The organism is Streptomyces sp. NBC_01465 (genome assembly GCF_036227325.1).
Lineage (GTDB): Bacteria > Actinomycetota > Actinomycetes > Streptomycetales > Streptomycetaceae > Streptomyces.
Genome location: NZ_CP109467.1, coordinates 6,755,435 through 6,776,245, shown reverse-complemented (window position 1 = coordinate 6,776,245; position 20,811 = coordinate 6,755,435). Strand labels below are relative to the sequence as shown.

General features: G+C 67.9%; 12 protein-coding genes and 3 rRNA genes. 7 read left to right on the top strand and 8 right to left on the bottom strand.

The window, feature by feature from the left end; translation table 11 throughout:
• Positions 1–8: 8 nt before the first annotated feature.
• A complete protein-coding gene (locus OG707_RS31820) occupies positions 9–890 on the bottom strand; it encodes a class II fructose-bisphosphate aldolase (RefSeq protein ID WP_329124457.1) in 882 nt (293 codons plus the stop codon).
• Between the two features lie 4 nt (positions 891–894).
• On the bottom strand, positions 895–1,779 hold the full coding sequence (locus OG707_RS31815; RefSeq protein ID WP_329124455.1) for an SIS domain-containing protein: 885 nt from the start codon (positions 1,777–1,779) through the stop codon (positions 895–897).
• Between the two features lie 98 nt (positions 1,780–1,877).
• Here OG707_RS31815 and OG707_RS31810 point away from each other — a divergent pair, with 98 nt between their 5' ends.
• A complete protein-coding gene (locus OG707_RS31810) occupies positions 1,878–2,657 on the top strand; it encodes a DeoR/GlpR family DNA-binding transcription regulator (protein WP_329124453.1) in 780 nt (259 codons plus the stop codon).
• Here the strand turns inward: OG707_RS31810 and OG707_RS31805 are convergent.
• The 5 genes from OG707_RS31805 to OG707_RS31785 all read right to left on the bottom strand — a co-directional run bounded on the left by OG707_RS31805 (position 2,644) and on the right by OG707_RS31785 (position 10,999).
• Positions 2,644–4,482, bottom strand: a complete 1,839-nt coding sequence (locus tag OG707_RS31805; RefSeq protein ID WP_329124451.1) for a hypothetical protein — start codon at positions 4,480–4,482, stop codon at positions 2,644–2,646. The two genes, OG707_RS31810 and OG707_RS31805, sit on opposite strands and share 14 nt — an antisense overlap.
• A gap of 440 nt (positions 4,483–4,922) precedes the next feature.
• Positions 4,923–5,039: ribosomal RNA gene (rrf, locus tag OG707_RS31800) — 5S ribosomal RNA — on the bottom strand.
• 77 nt (positions 5,040–5,116) lie between these two features.
• Positions 5,117–8,242: ribosomal RNA gene (locus OG707_RS31795) — 23S ribosomal RNA — on the bottom strand.
• A 302-nt stretch (positions 8,243–8,544) separates the two neighbouring features.
• Positions 8,545–10,070 (bottom strand): 16S ribosomal RNA (locus tag OG707_RS31790).
• The 16S, 23S and 5S rRNA genes sit together here, the layout of an rRNA operon.
• A gap of 518 nt (positions 10,071–10,588) precedes the next feature.
• Entirely contained in the window at positions 10,589–10,999 is a 411-nt protein-coding gene (locus tag OG707_RS31785) for a cupin domain-containing protein (protein WP_329124449.1), read from the bottom strand.
• A gap of 53 nt (positions 11,000–11,052) precedes the next feature.
• Between OG707_RS31785 and OG707_RS31780 the strand changes: the two genes are divergently transcribed.
• Positions 11,053–12,018, top strand: a complete 966-nt coding sequence (locus OG707_RS31780; RefSeq protein WP_329124447.1) for a GlxA family transcriptional regulator — start codon at positions 11,053–11,055, stop codon at positions 12,016–12,018.
• On the opposite strand, the gene OG707_RS31775 is transcribed toward OG707_RS31780, so the two are convergent.
• Complete coding sequence (locus OG707_RS31775) at positions 12,015–12,974, bottom strand: D-2-hydroxyacid dehydrogenase family protein (RefSeq protein WP_329124444.1); 960 nt, start codon at positions 12,972–12,974, stop codon at positions 12,015–12,017. The two genes, OG707_RS31780 and OG707_RS31775, sit on opposite strands and share 4 nt — an antisense overlap.
• Before the next feature lie 119 nt (positions 12,975–13,093).
• Between OG707_RS31775 and OG707_RS31770 the strand changes: the two genes are divergently transcribed.
• Genes OG707_RS31770 through OG707_RS31750 form a run of 5 tightly spaced genes read left to right on the top strand, consistent with a single transcriptional unit; the run spans position 13,094 to position 20,760 of the window.
• On the top strand, positions 13,094–15,280 hold the full coding sequence (locus OG707_RS31770) for a carboxypeptidase-like regulatory domain-containing protein (RefSeq protein WP_329124442.1): 2,187 nt from the start codon (positions 13,094–13,096) through the stop codon (positions 15,278–15,280).
• Position 15,281: 1 nt separating this feature from the next.
• Positions 15,282–16,520: a TRAFAC clade GTPase domain-containing protein gene (locus OG707_RS31765; protein ID WP_329124440.1), complete on the top strand. Its 1,239-nt coding sequence runs from the start codon at positions 15,282–15,284 to the stop codon at positions 16,518–16,520.
• Entirely contained in the window at positions 16,517–18,991 is a 2,475-nt protein-coding gene (locus OG707_RS31760) for a GTPase-associated protein 1-related protein (protein ID WP_329124438.1), read from the top strand. Before OG707_RS31765 ends, OG707_RS31760 begins: the two co-directional genes overlap by 4 nt.
• On the top strand, positions 18,988–20,622 hold the full coding sequence (locus OG707_RS31755) for a TRAFAC clade GTPase domain-containing protein (protein WP_329124436.1): 1,635 nt from the start codon (positions 18,988–18,990) through the stop codon (positions 20,620–20,622). Before OG707_RS31760 ends, OG707_RS31755 begins: the two co-directional genes overlap by 4 nt.
• Positions 20,623–20,628: 6 nt before the next feature.
• Complete coding sequence (locus OG707_RS31750; RefSeq protein WP_329124434.1) at positions 20,629–20,760, top strand: hypothetical protein; 132 nt, start codon at positions 20,629–20,631, stop codon at positions 20,758–20,760.
• Positions 20,761–20,811 lie beyond the last annotated feature (51 nt).

The window sequence follows — 20,811 nt, the reverse complement described above, 5'->3', positions numbered from 1 at the left end:
CGACTGCGCTAGACCCCTGTCCGGGAGGCAGGCACCACGGCCCCGCCCAGCACCCCGATCAGCGTGCTGACGGTCTCCGCCATCGCCTGCCGCCCGGCCGTGAGGTACTTGCGCGAGTCGACCGCATCCGGCCGCTCGGCCAGCACCTGGCGTATCGCCCCGGTCATCGCGATGTTCAGCGCGGTCCCGATGTTGACCTTCGCGATCCCGCCGCGCACCGCGGCCGCCAGCTCGCCGTCCGGCACCCCGGACGACCCGTGCAGCACCAGCGGCACATCGAGCGCACCGCTCAGCCGCCCCAGCAGCTCATGGTCGAGCACGGCGGTGCGCGAGGTCATCGCGTGCGAACTGCCCACCGCGACGGCAAGCGCGTCGACCCCCGACTCGGCGACGAAGGCCCGCGCCTCCTCGGGATCGGTACGCGCCCCGGGTGCGTGCGCATCCAGCGGCGCGGCCCCGTCCTTGCCGCCGACCTCCCCCAACTCGGCCTCGATCCACAGCCCTTGGGCGTGCGCCCAGTCGGCGGCGGCCCGGGTGGCGGCCAGGTTCTCCGCGTACGGAAGGTGCGCGGCGTCGTACATCACCGAGCTGAACCCGGCAGCGGCCGCCTGCCGCAGCAGGGCGTCGCTCTTCACATGGTCCAGGTGCAACGCGACGTCCACACCGGCCAGTCGAGCGGCCTCCGCGGCGGCCCGCGCCAGCGGCTCGAGCTGTCCGCGCCGGTACTTCACCGCGTTCTCGCTGATCTGCAGGATGACGGGCGCCCCGACGGCCTCGGCCCCCGCGATCACCGCCTCCACATGCTCCAGCGTGATGACGTTGAACGCGGCGACGGCACCCTGCCGGGCGGCCGCACCGGCGACCAGGTCCCCACTCCCCACCAGCGGCATCGGCTCAGCCCTCGTCGAGGATGACGGAGCGCGTCAGGTGCCGCGGCAGGTCCGGGTCGAGCCCCTTGAGGTCCGCGACGGCGACGGCCAGGCGCTGTGCCCGTACGAGCTCGGCGAGCGGGTCCAGCCCGCCGGCCACCCACATCCCCCCGGTGGCGCCGACCTGCTCGGCCAGCCCCTCGGGAGCCTCGCCGAACATCAGCGTCGCGGTCCCTTCCGTGGTGATGCTGATGGGCCCGTGCCGGTACTCCATCGCCGGGTACGCCTCAGTCCACGACAGCGACGCCTCACGCATCTTCAGCCCGGCCTCCTGCGCGAGCCCGACGCTCCAGCCGCGCCCGAGGAAGGTGAACTGCGTGCACTCCACGAGCCCTTCGGGCAGCGGCTCGGCGAGCGCGGTCCGCGCATCGGCGACGACCACGTCGCTGTGCAGCCCGAGGTGGGCCCGGAGCAGCGTCAGCGCGGTCGTCGCGAACCGCGTCTGCACGACGGACTTCTCGTCGGCGAACTCCATGACGACGACGTCGTCCGCCGCGTCCATGATCGGCGTCTTGGGGTCCCCGGTGATCGCGAGGGTCCGCGCCTTCCCGCGCACCTTCCCCAGCAGTTCGAGAACCTCGGTCGTGGTGCCCGACCGGGTCAGCGCGATCACCCGGTCGTAGGTCCGCCCGTACGGGAACTCCGATGCGGCGAAGGCGTCGGTCTCCCCCTGCCCCGACTCCTCGCGCAGCACGGCGACGGCCTGCGCCATGAAGAAGGAGGTACCGCACCCGACGATCGCGACCCGCTCACCCGCCGCGGGCAGCGCGTCCGCGTGCTCCACCGCCAGCGCGGCAGCACGCTCCCAGCACTCGGGCTGACTGCTCAACTCATCCAGGACATGGCTCACGCCGTACTCCACCCCTCACGCATCCAATGCTTGTTTCTGCAAGATACTGCGCACTTCCGAGCAGAATCAAGCATCAGTTTCTGAGCTAAGGTCGCTCCATGTCACGTGACGCACGCTGGAAGGCCCTCCTGGAGCTGCTCGTCGAACAGGGCCGCCTGGACGTAGAAGAAGCAGCCACGGCCCTCGACGTCTCCGCGGCCACCATCCGCCGCGACTTCGACCAGCTCGCACAGCAGCAGATGCTCGTACGCACCCGGGGCGGCGCCGTCGTCCACGGCGTCAGCTACGAACTCCCGCTGCGCTACAAGACGGCCCGCCGCGCCTCCGAGAAGCAGCGCATCGCCGAGGCCGTGGCAGCGCTCCTCACCCCGGGCGAGGCAGTGGGCCTGACCGGCGGCACGACGACCACGGAGGTCGCCCGCGCCCTGGCCGTACGCCCCGACCTCGCCTCCGGCACCCCGGCGCTGACCATCGTCACCAACGCCCTGAACATCGCCAACGAGCTGGCGATCCGCCCCCAGTTCAAGATCGTCGTCACCGGCGGAGTGGCCCGCCCCCAGTCGTACGAGCTCATCGGCCCCCTCGCCGACGGAGTCCTCTCCCAGATCACGATGGACACCGCGGTCCTCGGCGTGAACGGCTTCGACGTCACCCACGGCGCCGCCGCCCACCACGAGGACGAGGCCGGCATCAACCGCCTCCTGTGCGAGCGCGCCGAGCGCGTCATCGTCGCCGCGGACTCCACCAAGCTCGGCCAGCGCGCCTTCGCGCGCATCTGCACCACGGAGCAGGTCGACACCCTGGTCACGGACACCGGCATCACCGACGAGACGAAGGCCCGCTTCGAGGAAGCGGGCGTCACGGTCATCGCGGTGTAGCCGAACCGCCGCCCTTCCCCTTCTTCCGCCGCACCCAGGCGATCCGCCCCACGGCGACGAGCATCAGCACCACACCGCCCCCGACGACCCACAGGGCCCCGGTCTGGATGGACGTCACCTCGACGGTGAAGGTGACCGGATCCCCCCAGGCCTCGCCGGTGTCGGTCCGGTACAACTGCGCGGTCACCTGCGCCTGACCGTTGCTGCGCGCGGCGACGGGCACCGACACGGTGCTCACCGCCGCGGCCGTCAGCGACAGATCGGGCACGTCCCCGAGCTCCAGCATCGGCGCCTGAGAGGTCAGCCTCAGCTCCAGCCCCTGCGCCTTCTGCTGCAGCCCGTTGTCGACGGACACCTGCAGCTTCCCGCTGTCCCCGGACAGCGTGACCTTCGACTTCTGCACCAGATGTACGGCCCCGAGAGACGCAGTGATCGAGTCGGCGAGCCCCGTCCGGTACGCATCGCCCTTGGTCTGGTCGGCCCGCCAGGCGGTGGAGAGCCCGGACGCCATCGCCGCCTGCGTCTGCTGCTCCACGCGGTCCGGCTCGGTGAGAAGAGGCAGCAGAGTCTCCAGCCGCCCCTTCTGGTCCACCAGGCTCTGCAGCTGATCGGCGGAGATCTCGTCGGCGGCCTCGGAGGCGGGATAGGCGGACACCGCCGGCACCGCGACCTCCCCCGCCGGTGCGGCCATGTCCGTACGCAACCGATCCAGCGTCAGGCCCTTGACCCACCCGGCGTCCTGCGCGGCCTCCAGCGCCGCTCCGAGCCCCTGCACGGCGTCCCCCGACACCTGCCGGGGCGGCACCACGAACAGCCCCGCACGGTCCTTGGGCGAGGTGAGCGTGACGGCGAGCGTCTCGGCCAGCACACGCTGCTCGACGAGGACCTGACCGGAGTCGTCACCGAGTACGCCGCCCAGGGTGGAATCGGCGACGAGAGCGGTGGTCCCCGAGCTGGTGTCCTGCACCGGCGCGCTCCCTGGCACCTGCGTGCCCGACGTGACAACGGCACTGGACCCGAGCGACTTGGCCAGCCCCACGATGCCGGTGTCGACCACCCCGTCTGCGGGCCAGGCGACCCCGGTCTCCGGAGTCACCCCCAGCACATCCTCGACCTCGGCAACCCCACTGCTCCCCGCCTGCTTCAGCAGCTCCATGAGCCCGTCCACGCCGCCCCCGTGATGGGCCACGGACGCCAGATCCGGATCCCCGTACGCAAGCGACACCACATCGGCGTCGTCGCTCACGGCGCTCTTCAACCGCTTCAGCCAGGAGGAGGCCGCACTGCGCCCGCTGCCGGCGGTGTTGTCCTGCACGGCCTGCTGCCCGGAGTCGTCGGGCGAGGAGGCAACGCGATACCCCGCAGCCATGGCGCTCGCCTCGGCCAGCAGCTCAGGGTCAACCACCCAAGTGACGGGTAGATCGCCCGCGGCCCGCACGGCGTCGTCGAGCCGCCCGCCGTCCCCGAGATCATCGGCAAGCGTGTCATCACTGAACACGGCCTCGCCCTTGTCCTCCCCGTTCGCCATCGACCAGGCGTTGATGTGCGGGGTGGCGGTGAGCGGCCACACGGCACTCACCAGGGTGGCTTCGGCGCTGGTGCCGCTCGGATACCAGGGCAGAAACGTCCGCGTGATTCCGAGGGTCTCCGTCTCTTCCGCCCCGTCCGAAGTCCCCTGCGCATCGACGGCGAACTCGTACACCCCGGCCTTGTCCATTCCCAGCGCACTCACCGGAACGGCCACGCTGAAATCGGCGCTCTTCCCCGCAGCCACATCCCCGACATCGTCGAGATGCCCGGAAATCTCATCCCCGTCGGCACTCACCGGCTTACTGCGCCCAGCAACGTCCGCAATCCCCTTACGCCCGGAAAGAGGCTTCCCCTCCCCCATCCGGACCCCTACATGCAGCCCCGTCACAGCGGTGGCAGCGGTGTTCTTCACGCTGCCCTTGACCGTCACAGTGTCTCCGGCGGCCGGCACAGCAGGACTGAGGGAGGTGAGCGTGACGGTCACCGACAATCCCTTGCTGCCACTGTCAGCCGCCCCGGCAACGCCCGGCGGAAGGCCGACGCAGCCAGCAAGGAGAAGAAGCACCACCGCCGCCACACGTCCCACGAACGGCATGCGCACTCCTCCGAACCCATCGGCCGCTGTTGCCCGCATGGTGACGTAAGACGAGCGCCCCCGCCACTTCGACTCGCACAACCCCCGGAACGCAGAAAACCCCCGCACCAAAAGGTGCGGGGGTTTCCCATCTAAAAGAAGTTCGGCGGCGTCCTACTCTCCCACAGGGTCCCCCCTGCAGTACCATCGGCGCTGAAAGGCTTAGCTTCCGGGTTCGGAATGTAACCGGGCGTTTCCCTAACGCTATGACCACCGAAACACTATGAAATTGAACTACCGGATATGGACACGGTTGTTCGTTATTTCAGAACTAACACAGTGGACGCGAGCAACTGAGGACAAGCCCTCGGCCTATTAGTACCAGTCAGCTCCACCCGTTACCGGGCTTCCACATCTGGCCTATCAACCCAGTCGTCTACTGGGAGCCTTAACCCCTCAAAGGGGGTGGGAATACTCATCTCGAAGCAGGCTTCCCGCTTAGATGCTTTCAGCGGTTATCCTTTCCGAACGTAGCCAACCAGCCATGCCCTTGGCAGGACAACTGGCACACCAGAGGTTCGTCCGTCCCGGTCCTCTCGTACTAGGGACAGCCCTTCTCAATATTCCTACGCGCACAGAGGATAGGGACCGAACTGTCTCACGACGTTCTAAACCCAGCTCGCGTACCGCTTTAATGGGCGAACAGCCCAACCCTTGGGACCGACTCCAGCCCCAGGATGCGACGAGCCGACATCGAGGTGCCAAACCATCCCGTCGATATGGACTCTTGGGGAAGATCAGCCTGTTATCCCCGGGGTACCTTTTATCCGTTGAGCGACAGCGCTTCCACAAGCCACTGCCGGATCACTAGTCCCGACTTTCGTCCCTGCTCGACCCGTCGGTCTCACAGTCAAGCTCCCTTGTGCACTTACACTCAACACCTGATTGCCAACCAGGCTGAGGGAACCTTTGGGCGCCTCCGTTACTCTTTAGGAGGCAACCGCCCCAGTTAAACTACCCATCAGACACTGTCCCTGATCCGGATCACGGACCGAGGTTAGACATCCAGCACGACCAGAGTGGTATTTCAACGGCGACTCCACCATGACTGGCGTCACAGCTTCAAAGTCTCCCACCTATCCTACACAAGCCGAACCGAACACCAATATCAAACTGTAGTAAAGGTCCCGGGGTCTTTCCGTCCTTCTGCGCGAAACGAGCATCTTTACTCGTAGTGCAATTTCACCGGGCCTATGGTTGAGACAGTCGAGAAGTCGTTACGCCATTCGTGCAGGTCGGAACTTACCCGACAAGGAATTTCGCTACCTTAGGATGGTTATAGTTACCACCGCCGTTTACTGGCGCTTAAGTTCTCAGCTTCGCAACCCCGAAAGGTCACTAACCGGTCCCCTTAACGTTCCAGCACCGGGCAGGCGTCAGTCCGTATACATCGCCTTACGGCTTCGCACGGACCTGTGTTTTTAGTAAACAGTCGCTTCTCGCTGGTCTCTGCGGCCACCCCCAGCTCAGAGTGCAAGACTCATCACCGGTGATGGCCCCCCTTCTCCCGAAGTTACGGGGGCATTTTGCCGAGTTCCTTAACCATAGTTCACCCGAACGCCTCGGTATTCTCTACCTGACCACCTGAGTCGGTTTAGGGTACGGGCCGCCATGAAACTCGCTAGAGGCTTTTCTCGACAGCATAGGATCATCCACTTCACCACAATCGGCTCGGCATCAGGTCTCAGCCTTAATGTGTGACGGATTTGCCTATCACACGGCCTACACCCTTACCCCGGGACAACCACCGCCCGGGCTGGACTACCTTCCTGCGTCACCCCATCGCTTACCTAGTACAGATCTGGGTCACCGGCTCCACCACTTCCCTCAACTCCGAAGAGATCAGGACGGCTTCACGGGCTTAGCATCGTCTGATTCAGTATTGGGCGTTTCAAAGCGGGTACCGGAATATCAACCGGTTGTCCATCGACTACGCCTGTCGGCCTCGCCTTAGGTCCCGACTTACCCTGGGCAGATCAGCTTGACCCAGGAACCCTTAGTCAATCGGCGCACACGTTTCTCACGTGTGTATCGCTACTCATGCCTGCATTCTCACTCGTGAACCGTCCACCACTGCCTTCCGGCGCGGCTTCACCCGGCACACGACGCTCCCCTACCCATCCCAGCCCCCGTTGGGGGTATGTGCTGGAATGACACGACTTCGGCGGTACGCTTGAGCCCCGCTACATTGTCGGCGCGGAATCACTTGACCAGTGAGCTATTACGCACTCTTTCAAGGGTGGCTGCTTCTAAGCCAACCTCCTGGTTGTCTCTGCGACTCCACATCCTTTCCCACTTAGCGTACGCTTAGGGGCCTTAGTCGATGCTCTGGGCTGTTTCCCTCTCGACCATGGAGCTTATCCCCCACAGTCTCACTGCCGTGCTCTCACTTACCGGCATTCGGAGTTTGGCTAAGGTCAGTAACCCGGTAGGGCCCATCGCCTATCCAGTGCTCTACCTCCGGCAAGAAACACACGACGCTGCACCTAAATGCATTTCGGGGAGAACCAGCTATCACGGAGTTTGATTGGCCTTTCACCCCTAACCACAGGTCATCCCCCAGGTTTTCAACCCTGGTGGGTTCGGTCCTCCACGACCTCTTACAGCCGCTTCAACCTGCCCATGGCTAGATCACTCCGCTTCGGGTCTAGAGCGTGCAACTCAATCGCCCTATTCGGACTCGCTTTCGCTACGGCTTCCCCACACGGGTTAACCTCGCTACACACCGCTAACTCGCAGGCTCATTCTTCAAAAGGCACGCAGTCACGACTGACAGCACAAGTGCTGCCAGCGACGCTCCCACGGCTTGTAGGCACACGGTTTCAGGTACTATTTCACTCCGCTCCCGCGGTACTTTTCACCATTCCCTCACGGTACTATCCGCTATCGGTCACCAGGGAATATTTAGGCTTAGCGGGTGGTCCCGCCAGATTCACACGGGATTTCTCGGGCCCCGTGCTACTTGGGTGTCTCTCAAACGAGCCGCATGAATTTCAGCTACGGGGGTCTTACCCTCTACGCCGGACCTTTCGCATGTCCTTCGCCTATCCATACGGTTTCTGACTCGTCTCACAGCCGGCAGACTGTGAAAGAGAGATCCCACAACCCCGCATGCGCAACCCCTGCCGGGTATCACACGCATACGGTTTGGCCTCATCCGGTTTCGCTCGCCACTACTCCCGGAATCACGGTTGTTTTCTCTTCCTGAGGGTACTGAGATGTTTCACTTCCCCTCGTTCCCTCCACATACCCTATGTGTTCAGGTATGGGTGACAGCCCATGACGACTGCCGGGTTTCCCCATTCGGAAACCCCCGGATCAAAGCCTGGTTGACGGCTCCCCGGGGACTATCGTGGCCTCCCACGTCCTTCATCGGTTCCTGGTGCCAAGGCATCCACCGTGCGCCCTTAAAAACTTGGCCACAGATGCTCGCGTCCACTGTGCAGTTCTCAAACAACGACCAACCACCCATCACACACCACTCACGCGGTGCTTTACCGGGGCCGGCAACCGAAGACACAAGGCTTTACAGCCCGTACCTTCAGATACCCAACAGCGTGCCCGACCCGATCCCTCTTCGCTCAACGTTCCACGCCGAAGCAGTACTTGTTGTGCTGAAGAGACCGTGCCGAGTAGTCAACGTTCCACCCATGAGCTAACCACCGTCGAACATTTGCCGACGTAGTGGCTCTGGATTCCTTGCGGAATCTAGATGCTCCTTAGAAAGGAGGTGATCCAGCCGCACCTTCCGGTACGGCTACCTTGTTACGACTTCGTCCCAATCGCCAGTCCCACCTTCGACAGCTCCCTCCCACAAGGGGTTGGGCCACCGGCTTCGGGTGTTACCGACTTTCGTGACGTGACGGGCGGTGTGTACAAGGCCCGGGAACGTATTCACCGCAGCAATGCTGATCTGCGATTACTAGCAACTCCGACTTCATGGGGTCGAGTTGCAGACCCCAATCCGAACTGAGACCGGCTTTTTGAGATTCGCTCCGCCTCGCGGCATCGCAGCTCATTGTACCGGCCATTGTAGCACGTGTGCAGCCCAAGACATAAGGGGCATGATGACTTGACGTCGTCCCCACCTTCCTCCGAGTTGACCCCGGCAGTCTCCTGTGAGTCCCCATCACCCCGAAGGGCATGCTGGCAACACAGAACAAGGGTTGCGCTCGTTGCGGGACTTAACCCAACATCTCACGACACGAGCTGACGACAGCCATGCACCACCTGTCACCCGACCACAAGGGGGGCCGTATCTCTACGGCTTTCCGGGCGATGTCAAGCCTTGGTAAGGTTCTTCGCGTTGCGTCGAATTAAGCCACATGCTCCGCTGCTTGTGCGGGCCCCCGTCAATTCCTTTGAGTTTTAGCCTTGCGGCCGTACTCCCCAGGCGGGGAACTTAATGCGTTAGCTGCGGCACCGACGACGTGGAATGTCGCCAACACCTAGTTCCCAACGTTTACGGCGTGGACTACCAGGGTATCTAATCCTGTTCGCTCCCCACGCTTTCGCTCCTCAGCGTCAGTAATGGCCCAGAGATCCGCCTTCGCCACCGGTGTTCCTCCTGATATCTGCGCATTTCACCGCTACACCAGGAATTCCGATCTCCCCTACCACACTCTAGCCTGCCCGTATCGACTGCAGACCCGGGGTTAAGCCCCGGGCTTTCACAACCGACGTGACAAGCCGCCTACGAGCTCTTTACGCCCAATAATTCCGGACAACGCTCGCACCCTACGTATTACCGCGGCTGCTGGCACGTAGTTAGCCGGTGCTTCTTCTGCAGGTACCGTCACTTTCGCTTCTTCCCTGCTGAAAGAGGTTTACAACCCGAAGGCCGTCATCCCTCACGCGGCGTCGCTGCATCAGGCTTTCGCCCATTGTGCAATATTCCCCACTGCTGCCTCCCGTAGGAGTCTGGGCCGTGTCTCAGTCCCAGTGTGGCCGGTCGCCCTCTCAGGCCGGCTACCCGTCGTCGCCTTGGTAGGCCATCACCCCACCAACAAGCTGATAGGCCGCGGGCTCATCCTTCACCGCCGGAGCTTTTAACCAGGTCCCATGCGGAACCCGGTGTTATCCGGTATTAGACCCCGTTTCCAGGGCTTGTCCCAGAGTGAAGGGCAGATTGCCCACGTGTTACTCACCCGTTCGCCACTAATCCACCCCGAAGGGCTTCATCGTTCGACTTGCATGTGTTAAGCACGCCGCCAGCGTTCGTCCTGAGCCAGGATCAAACTCTCCGTGAATGTTTTCCCGTAATCGGGACCACACATCGGAAGAGCGGAACGGTCATGTCGGAATAGGACCGACCGTTCACTGCGTCCTCGCTGTGTTGCCTTGCCTTCAGTTAAGAGACAAGGTCTTTTTCAAAGGAACCACCAACCCACCGAAGTGGGCCGGGGTATCAACATATCTGGCGTTGACTTTTGGCACGCTGTTGAGTTCTCAAGGAACGGACGCTTCCTTTGTACTCACCCTCTCGGGCTTTCCTCCGGGCGCTTCCCTTCGGTCTTGCGTTTCCGACTCTATCAGATCCTTTCGGGCCTGATTCCCAGTCGAAGTGGGTTTGTCTTTCCGGCTGTTGGGCCGTTCCGACGTCTCAAACTCTAGCGGTTTTCCCCGGTGACTCATAATCGAGTCTCGGTTATCAATTTCGGCATGCCGAAATTGTCCCCGGTGGGATGTCGTGCTGAGTTTGTTTGCCGCTTTCGCGGCGGGATGGCTGTCACGGAACCCTTGAGGTTCCCTGGCAACTCGGAGGACACTACGGACTCTGAGGTTCCGCGTCAACTCGGTGACCTGTCGTCACATCTACATGGTCCGGGACCGCCTCGTGACGGTCGCCGACCGTCAGTGTGCCCGTGGGCTCGAACATGAGGATCGATGCGCCGGTGGGCGCGTGCGGTTTGTGTTCTGTGCCCCTGGGGACCGTGAAGACCGATCCCTTGGCCAGCGTCACCGTGCGCTCGCCCGTCGGCTCGCGCAGGTCGATGTGGAGTTCGCCGTCCAGTACGAGGAAGAACTCGTCGGTGTGGTCGTGGGCGTGCCAGACGTGTTCGCCTTCCACCTTGGCGATGCGTACGTCGTAGTCATTGACGTGGCCGACGATGCGGGGGCTCCACAGCTCGTCGAATGCGGTCAGGGCCTGGTGGAGGTCTGTCGGGTTGGTGGGCATGTGTCAACAGCATGGGAGGTGTGCGGGGCTGTCGCCAGTGCTAGAAATCGCATATGGCGCAAGGATCCTCGCAACTCCATCGGGTCGTCGTGATCGTCGACGAGAACTCCAATCCTTTTGAGCTCGGGTGCGCCACCGAGGTGTTCGGGCTGCGCAGGCCGGAGCTGGGGCGGGAGCTGTACGACTTCGGGCTCTGTTCGCCCGTGCCGCGCACGGTGATGCGGGACGGGTTCTTCACTCTCACCGGGGTTGCCGGGCTCGAGGCTGCCGAGCGTGCCGACACCTTGATCGTGCCCAATCGGCCCGACACCGATGTGCCGCGGCGTCCCGCCGTTCTGGATGCCGTACGGCGGGCGCATGCGCGGGGGGCCCGGCTGGTGGGGTTCTGCAGTGGGGCCTTCACGCTGGCCGAGGCCGGGGTGCTGGACGGGCGGCGGGCCACCACCCACTGGCAGTGGGCCGATTCCTTTCGGGAGCGCTTTCCTGCCGTACGGCTCGAGGCCGATGTGCTCTTTGTCGATGACGGGGACATCCTCACCGCCGCGGGCAGCGCTGCCGCGCTCGATCTCGGGCTGCATCTGGTGCGGCGTGATCATGGGGCCGAGGTTGCCAATTCCGTCAGCCGGCGGCTTGTGTTTGCTGCCCATCGTGATGGGGGGCAAAGACAGTTTGTGGAGCGGCCCGTGCCCGATGTGCCGGATGCGTCGCTGGCTCCTGTTCTCGTCTGGGCCCAGGAGCGGCTCGGGGAGCCGCTGACCGTGGCCGGGCTCGCGGCTCGGGCCGCCGTCAGTCAGGCCACCTTGCACCGGCGGTTTCGGGCGCAGCTCGGTACCACCCCTCTGGCCTGGCTCACCGGGGAGCGCGTTGCGCTCGCCTGCCGGCTCATCGAGCGGGGTGAGGAGCGGATCGACGTCGTGGCGCAGCGCAGTGGGCTGGGGTCCGGGGCCAATCTGCGGGCGCTGATGCAGCGGGAGACAGGGCTCAGTCCGTCTGCGTATCGGAAGCGGTTCGGGGGTTAGTCGATGCGGCGCGTGGGTGTGCCCGCCAGGTACGCCTCGATGTTCTCCACTGCCTGCGTGTAGTAGGTGCGGTAGTTCTGCTGGGAGACGTAGCCGAGGTGTGGGGTCGCGAGGAGGCGCGGGAGGGTGCGGAGCTCGTCGTTGGTGGGGAGTGGTTCTGTTTCGTAGACGTCCAGGGCCGCTCCTGCGATGCGGCCCTCGCGGAGGGTCTCGATGAGGGCGGGCTGGTCGACGATCGCCGCGCGTGAGGTGTTGATCAGGTACGCGGTCGGTTTGAGTAGGGCCAGTTCGGCGGGGCCCAGGAGGCCTCGGGTGCGGTCGCTCAGGGCCAGGTGGATCGAGACGTAGTCGCTGGTGGAGAGGAGAGTGGGGAGGGAGGGCGACAACACTGCGCCTGTTTCCTCCGCTCGTTCCTTCGTGAGGTTCTGGCTCCAGGCCGTGACCTCCATGTCGAAGGCCCGGGCGATCTTCGCCACCTTGCTGCCGATCCTGCCCAGGCCGAGGATGCCCAGGCGCCTGCCTGCCAGGTCCGCGCCGACCGTGCTCTGCCAGGGGCCTCCGGTGCGCAGGGCGGTGGCCTCGGGGACGATCGAGCGGGCCAGGCCCAGGAGCAGGGCCCAGGTCAGTTCCACCGGCGGGGTGCCCGCGCTCGCCGTGCCGCAGACCGTGATGCCGTGGGCCCTCGCCGCGTCGAAGTCGATCACGGAGTTGCGCATCCCTGAGGCGATCAGGAGTTTCAGGCGGGGCAGGCGGGCGAGGAGCGTGGCGGGGAAGGGGACGCGTTCGCGGAGTGTGACCACGATGTCGAACTCGGCCAGCGCGGCTGCCAGTTCATCCTCCGTGGGGAAGTGTTCGGGGTGGGTGACCACTTCGACCCGGTCGGTCAGCGGGGTCCAGTCGGCCATCGTGGTGGCGGCGTTCTGGTAGTCGTCGAGTACGGCACAGCGCAGCGTCATCGGAAGTCTCGTTTCGGCACGTCAGACATTGCGGAAAGCATCTCGCGGCGCGTGGAGTTCTGCTGGGATGGGGTCCTGAAGAGACGGCGGACGTGCCGTCGGCGGTCACGGGGGCTGGGATGGGGCTGCAGTTCGGGCACCGGTTGGGCCTGCCCGTCGCGCTCTGCAACCTTCCGGTGGCTCCGCTGGTGGAGGGTTACCGGGAACTGGCCGCCGAGCAGCGGGCTTTGGGGCTGCGGCATGTCGCGGATGCCTTTGCCCCTCGGGGGGCGCGCTTCCAGGTGCTCGACGGGGTGTTCGTCCCGCGCGGTCGGCAGGGGCGCGGATGGCAGCGCGTCGACGGGGCCGTACTGCGCGCCCGGCGCGACGAGGGTGGGGCGGCGGCCGGGTTTCTGGGGCGGCTGGTCGCGCTGCAGGATGCGGATCCGGGCGTACTGCGACGGGTGCTGCTGTATCAGCTGGTGGCGCTTCTGCAGGGTGGGCAGGATGCCGTGGACCTCGGGGTCGACGACGGTGAGGCTGCGGCTCTGGCGCATGCGGCGCGGATGCTTCCCGTACTCACCGATGAGCAGCGGCGCGCGGCCGAGGGGCTGCAGGACGCCTGGGCCGCGCGGCGGCTGCGGCGGGCCGAGCGGCTGGCCGGGCAGTTGGCGGGTGTCGTACGGCAGGATCCCTGGCTCGCGCGGCGGTTGAAGGAGATCGCCGGCGCTGTGCGGGCCGCTGATCTGGAGCTGCGTGAGGCGCGGGTGAGGGAGCACGCGGGGGACCTTGAGGGGGCTGGGGCTCGTTTTCTGCGGGTGGCGCGGCTCGCGGGCGACGATCGGCGGGCGCTGCGCGGGCTGGTGCGGGTACATGCGGGCGGTGAGGAATTACGGACCCGACTCGGGGCGGATTCAGTTGAGTTGAGCTGGCCGCGGACACCGGGAGTCGAAGCATGGCGGGTCTGTCGGCTGACCCGGGCCGAGGGGCGTCCCCCGGTCGTGGCCGAGGTTGCGGCCCGGGTGACCGACGGGGCCCTGGTGGACCGGCGGGCCGCGTTGGGCAGTGAGGTGCGGTACGCCGCTCTGCCGTTGCGGGGCGGGGTGGTCGACGGGCCGCCCGTCGTCTCGGCGGCGCTGCTCTTCGCGCCGGAGGTGGCGGGGCTGCGGGTGAGCGACGGCAGGGAGCGGCTGGAGGCGGACTGGCAGAGCCCGCCCGGGGCGGCCGCTGTGACGGTGACGCTGACCGGTCCGGACGGGAGTGCGCGGACCGTGGACGCGGAGAGCGGCAGGTGTGTGGTGCGCGGGCTCGGCGTCGGTGCGTACCGGCTGCGCGTCCGGTGCCGGTATCGCACCGCCGAGGGGCTTGACGTGGACTCCCCCGGTGTCGAGGCCGGCCGCACGGTCCATGCCTGGCCCGAGCCCGTCGATGCGCTGAAGGCCGAGGCGCGGGACGGCGGGGTGCGGTTCCGGTGGACCGGGGGTGCGGGGGCGCGGGTGCGGCTCGTGGAGTGGGCGGGTGGTGGCGTACCGCCGGAGGGGACGGAGCTGGATGAGGGTGCGGTGCCCGGGGCGCTCGGCTGGGCGCGGGACGGGGACGTGTCCGTACCGCCTGAGGGGTCGACCACGCTGGTAACCGCCGTCGCCGTGCTCGGTGAGCGGGCCGTCGTGGGGCCCGGGGTGCTGGTCGAGGCGGTGGCCGCCGTCGGTGCGCTGCGCGTCGAGCGGGACGGTGCGGGCGCCGCCCGGGTCGCCTTCGACTGGCCGGGGAACGCGGGGCAGGTGACCGTGGTGCGGGAACAGGACGGGGAGCGGGCGGAGTTCCGGGTCGCGCGCAGCGTGTTTCTGCGCGAGGGGCTGCGGGTGCCCGTATCCGCTGCGGCGGTACGGTTCCGGGCGGCCGCCGCGGCCCGTGCGGCGGGGGCCGTCGTCGTGGAGCCCGGGGCCGCCGCGGCGGAGCTGCCCGCGGACATCGCCATCGCGTACCGGATCGTTCCCGGGCCCCGTCGTCCGCTGCGCCGCAAGCCCGCTACCGTACACATCACGCTGTCGTCCCCGGACGGCGAAGATGCCCTGGACATACCGGAGTTCGTGCTCGTGGCCCGGCCTGGCGAACCGCCGGCGCCGGTGCGGCCCCGCGACCCTGCCGACGGCACCACCGTGCTGCGGCTGAGCGGTGCGGAGCTGCTGCGGGCGGGGAGCGTGGAGCGCGAGCTGGAGCCCGGGCTCTGCCGGACTCCGTATGCGCTGCGTGGGTTTCTGCTCGGCGGCCGGGCCGCCTCCGTACGACTTGAAGAGCCTTCCCCTTCGTCCCTGGTGGTTCGCTGACGTGACGACTGTTGTCTGCCCCTACTGCTTCGACCGCGCGCCCGCCGCCCGGCTGCCGTACCGCTGTCTGATGACGGCCACCGGGGTGCGCGGCGGGAAGCCGTGCGATGCCGAACGCGACGATCTGTGGGCCGAGTTCATGGGTCCGAGCGTGCCGCCCGCGCTGCGGATGCGCGGGCCTGTTTTTGTGGCGCAGCGCTCGATGGGCGGGATGCGCGGGGGTGGGCCGCGGGCCGCCTGTCCCGGGTGCGGGGTGTCGACTCCGGTGCGGGTCTGCCGGCGGTGTCACAGCGATTTCCCGAGCGACTACTGCGACCAGGACAGCCGGATCATCGCGCTCGTGGGGGCCAAGGCCTCGGGGAAGAGCACCTATGTGTCCGTGCTGGTCAATGAGTTGAGGCACCGGGTGGGGAGTGCGTTCGGCGCCTCGCTGGCCGCGATGGGCGGGGAGACGCAGCGCAGGGACCGGGAGATGGCCGAGGAGCTGTACGACCGCCTGCGGCTGCCGCAGGCGACGCGGCCGGCCGCGATGGGGCTCAACGATCCGCTGCTGTACCGGCTGAGCCTGCCGCGGCGGGGGCGGCTCGGGGACGGCAGCCGGCACACGACGCTGGTGTTCTTCGATGCCGCGGGCGAGGACCTGAAGAGCGCGGAGGCCATGGACCGGTACACGCACTATCTGGGGGCCGCCGACGGGATCATCCTGCTGGTGGACTCGTTGCAGCTCGGTTCCGTACGCGATCAGCTGCCGCCGGGCGAGGGGCCTCCGCTGCCCGCGGTGGAAACCTCGCCGCAGCAGATCGCCGCCGATCTGGCAGCGCAGCTGAGGGCGCACGGGAAGGGCTCGTCGCGGGGGCGGGTCTCCACGCCGATGGCGGTGGCGGTCACCAAGACGGACATGCTGCGGCCGGTCCTCGGGACCCACTCGCCGCTGCTGCGCAACGCGCCGCACGCGGGCGGAGAGCTGGACGAGGAGGACCGGCAGGCCGTGCACGAGGAGATGCGGTCGCTGATGGAGGGGTGGGACTCGGGCGGTCTCTCCCGTCAACTGGAGCGGGACTTCTCGGAGTTGTCGCTCTTCGGGATATCCGCGCTGGGGGCTCCGCCGCCGGCGAACGCTCCCGCGGACGCGCCGAAGGCGGGGCCGCGGCCGTTGCGCGTCGAGGATCCGCTGTTGTGGCTGCTCGGGCGGCGCGGGCTGCTTCCGGTACGCAAGAAGGGCAAGGGGACCAGCGCATGAGCCTGGCACAGCTCCACTACACCTCGGCTCCGCCCGGGCCCGACGGTTCGGGTTTCCGCTTCACGGCGGTGTCGCCCGGGCTGCCGCAGTCGCTGCTGAGGGAGGCCGAGCAGCTGATCGGGTACGAACCGCCGCGCGATGCCCCGCCCCGGCCGACCGATGCCGAACTCGCCGATTTTCCGCAGGCGTTGAGTCACAGCGTGCTGTCCGACGGCGGGCGGCTGCTGGCCAGGACCGTCTACACGGGCGCCGACTACAGCGGGCGGTGGGGCAATTTCCACGCCCATGCCGTGCATCTGCCGGACGGGGCGCAGCTGCCCGGCGGGGTGCTCCCCATCACCGCCTGGGACTCCTCGCAGTGGGCGGTGCGCACCCCGGAGGGCGGGGTGCCGGCGCCGTTGGAGAAGCTGGCGCCCTCGGGGCTCTTCGGCGTGGACGGTCTGGCCTCGTTCGCCGCTTCGCGCGCGGCGTGGCTGGCGGGCTTCTTCGGTGATCTGCGGCGGCTGTGCGAGGACCCGGCGGCGCCGCAGATCGTTCTGGTGGAGCAGCGCAGCGCGGACGTGGCGCAGTGGGTGGCGCTGGGGAGTGCGGTGCTGCCGCTGGAGAGCGCGCGCCGGCTGACCTTCACCACGTACACCAGGCGTCCGCAGCAGGCGCGGCAGCAGATCATCGGGGTGCTGCCGGACGACGCGCAGTCGATGAGCGGGCACGACCACCGTTACCGGCTGCACCACTGCGCGGGGAGGGCGGGGCCCGTCGAGGGGACCGCCGACGCGTGGGCGCAGACGGCGGCGCGGGTGTGGCTGGGGCGGGCCCCTGAGCTGTTCAGGGCCGCGGAAGCCTTGTCGGAAGGGCCCTTCGAGGCCGGGCCGCTGGCCGCTCTCGCGCTGGGTGCGGGGATCGCGCTGCCCGCGGGCAGCCGGGCGGCCGGGGTCGGCTGGGTGCCGGGGCGGATCGACGTACTGGACGAGGAGCAGCTGGAGCGGCTCGTCGCCACGGTGTGCGCGCCGGGCGAGGAGCGGCACGCCGAGGAGTCGGCGGCACTGGGGCGGCTCTTCGCGGCGCTCGAGGGGCGGGTCCCGGCGGCGGTGACCGCTCCGCTCGCGGCGCTGCTGCTCACGGAGGCGGTGCGGACGGCGGGGGCCGGGCTCTCTCCCGTACGCAGGTCGGCTCTCACCGAGGGGCTGCGGCAGCGGCTCGCGGCGGAGCTCGGGCCCGAGATCCGTGAGGGGGTGGCGCACGGGACCGATGCGGTGCGGCCGCTGGAGCTGCTGCGGATCGCGGACACGCTCGACGTGGACTGTACGGATCTGCTGCCGGATCTCGCGCGGAAGCTCTCGAGGGCGCTGCTCGCCGATCCCGACGGGGTCTACACGCCGTCCGTACGGCTGTGTCTGGAGGAGCAGTTCGAGCTGCGGGCCGCGCTCCTGGAGAAGCTGGACACGTTCGCCGCGGGGGATCCGCCGGCGGCGGCGCGGATGCTGGAGCGGACCGCGCTGCCCTTCACCGGGATGCAGGCGCTGCCGCACTTGCGGATGTGCGCGGAGGCTTCGCGGGTCGGGAACGGGGACCGGGTGTCGACGCTGCACTCGGTGCTGCGGGCGTCGGGCATGTCGCCGTTCGCCGAGCCGCTGGTGCTGCGGACCGCGGTGGCGCTGGTGTGGGACGGGGTGGTGCCGCGGGCGGGCGAGGCGCGGCTGATGCTGGACGAGACGGGGTCGGACGCGCACCGGACGGCGGGCACCTGGACGGTGCTGGTGCGGGCCGCGCTGGAGGGGTCGGTGGACGATCCGGATGTTCCTGCGCTCGCCCGTGATCTGTTGCGGCGTTTCACCGGGGAGCTGGACGCGCAGGTGCGCGGGGCGCTGATGCTGCTTGATTTCGCCGGGCAGTTGAGGGAGGGGACGGCGCCCGAGGGGTGGACCGCGCGGGTGCTGAGTCTGCGGTCGGCCGCCGATCCGGTGGAGCCCGTCGTACTGGAGCGGACCTTCCGGGCGCTTGCGCGGCGGCTGCTGGGCGACGACGTGCCGGACGGTGAGCTGTTCGCGCTGACGCACAGTGGCGACGCGGATCTGATCGCGGCGTACGGGCGTGCGGCGCGCGACGAGAGGGTGCTGAACCGGCTGCGGATCTCACCGGGTTACGTCGCCGACTGCTTCACGGCGTGGAGCGGGCACTCGGGGGCGAGCACGGACTGGGACAACACGCGGAACGTGCTGCTCGAGGACGTGCTGCGGCCGATCGTACGGGCGCTGCCGGACGGGGACATCGCGGCGGTGGAGCAGCGTCTTGAGCGGGCCGGGGGCCGTTGGGCCGAGGGGTTCCGTACGTGGAACCGGCCGGGGGCCTTCGGCCGGTTCGCCCAGCGTTTCGGCGGCGGGCGGGGGCGGCGCGGGTACGGATCCGGGGCCGCAGACTCCACGCGGTGGGGCGATGTGGAGCCGCCGCGGAAGGGCGGCAGGGAGTCATGAGCAGCTGGGGCTTGGTTGTTGTCGCGCTGTGGGCGGTGGGCCTGGTCGCCGTACCGCTCTGCGTCTTCTACACGCTGTGGCATCTGCTCAGTCTGTCCCTGGTGGGTGCGGCCCAGGTGCTGGGACCGTGGCGCACCGGGGCTCCCGACCGGCGGATTCCGCTCGTCGGCACGGGTGAGCCCGCGCAGCGCGCGTACTGGTCGCGGCAGATGTGGTCGGACGCCGGGGCCGCGACGCGCAGCTCGTACTGGATCATCTGGCACCGGCTGACCCAGCAGTGGGTCGGGCACTACGCGAAGAACCTCTACCGGGGTCGGCGACCGGCCACGGGGCGCCTGGGCGAGAACGGCTTCACGCGTCTGGTGATGCGGCTCGTCGCGACGGGGACGGCGGTCGGGGCGGGGCTCGGGGCGCTGATCGCCGCACTGGTCGTCTCGACGGTGCTGTGTGTCTTCGCCGCGCTGCTCGGTGTCGCCTGGCTGCTGCCCGCGGGCACCGCCCTGGTGCTGCGGGGCGTGGAGCGGGGGTGGCGGCTGGCCCGCGGGATCCGGATGAAGTGCCCGTATCCCGGCTGCTATCTGCCGGTGCCGCTCGCCGTGCACCACTGTCCCCAATGCAAGGCGGCACACCGGGAGTTGAGGCCCGGGCGGTACGGGGCGCTGTGGCACGCGTGCAGCTGCGGGCAGCGGCTGGTCACCACCTCGCTCGCGGGCCGCGCCAAGCTGACGGCCCGCTGTCCGCACTGCGACCAGCTGCTGCCGGCCGCGGTGGGCACGACCCGGGTCGTGCATCTTCCGCTGGTCGGCGGGACCTCGTCGGGCAAGACGATGCTGATGGCGGCGGTCGTGGCCGGACTGCAGTCGTGGTCGCACCGGTCCGCGCTGACGGTGGAGTTCGCGTCCGACGACGACCGGCGGGATTCCGGGACGCTCAACCAGCAGCTGACGCAGACCGGTTGGGCGATGAAGACCCAGGGCGGCCAGCCGCGCGCCTTCATGCTGCAGATCGGGCACGGGCGGCGGCGCAGGCTGCTGTATCTGTACGACCCGATGGGCGAGTCCCTGCGCGACGCCGGTGCGGTCAGGGAGCAGAACTATCTGGCCCATGCGGACGGGGTGATCCTGGTCGCCGACGTGCTGGCCGAGCCGCAGGTGCGGCGGGCCCTGGGGAGCGACGACGCGGCGCGGGTGAACGCTGCCAGCCCTTCCGATCAGGGCCCCTTCGACACGTACCAGGGGCTGGCGGGTGAACTGGCGGCGCTCACGGGGCGGCGCCGGCGCATCCCGGTGGCGACCGTGGTCACCAAGCGGGACGTCCTGGACCAGCTCGCCTCGCTGCCGGTGCCGGGTGCGCGGATCGACGACTGGCTGACGGAGGTCGGTCTGGGTGCGCTGGTACGGAGCCTGGGGCACGACTTCGGCGCCGCCCGCTACTGGGCGGTCAGCGCCCACGCGGCCACCGGTGCGGGTGCGCTGGAGAGCGAGCAGCGCAGGGCGGCGGAGCCGGTGCTCTGGATGCTGGGCCGGTCGGGGCTGCGGACCGGGGCCCTCGTCGCGGAGGATCCGGCCGCGGGCGTACCGGGGCCGCGGTCGGCGACTAGGGTCAACATCGCTTCGAAGAAGGAGAGTTGAGCCGACATGACGGTGGTGACACCGCAGGTCTCACGGGGCCGGCGGATGATTCTGGGGCTGTTCGTCACCGCGGTGGTGCTCGCCGTCGCTCCGGTGACGGCGCTTGTTCTGTACGTACTGAAGGAGCTCGCGGGCTGATGCGCCGCATCCGCGGAAAAGGCCCGCACGACACGGCGGAGGACATGGAGT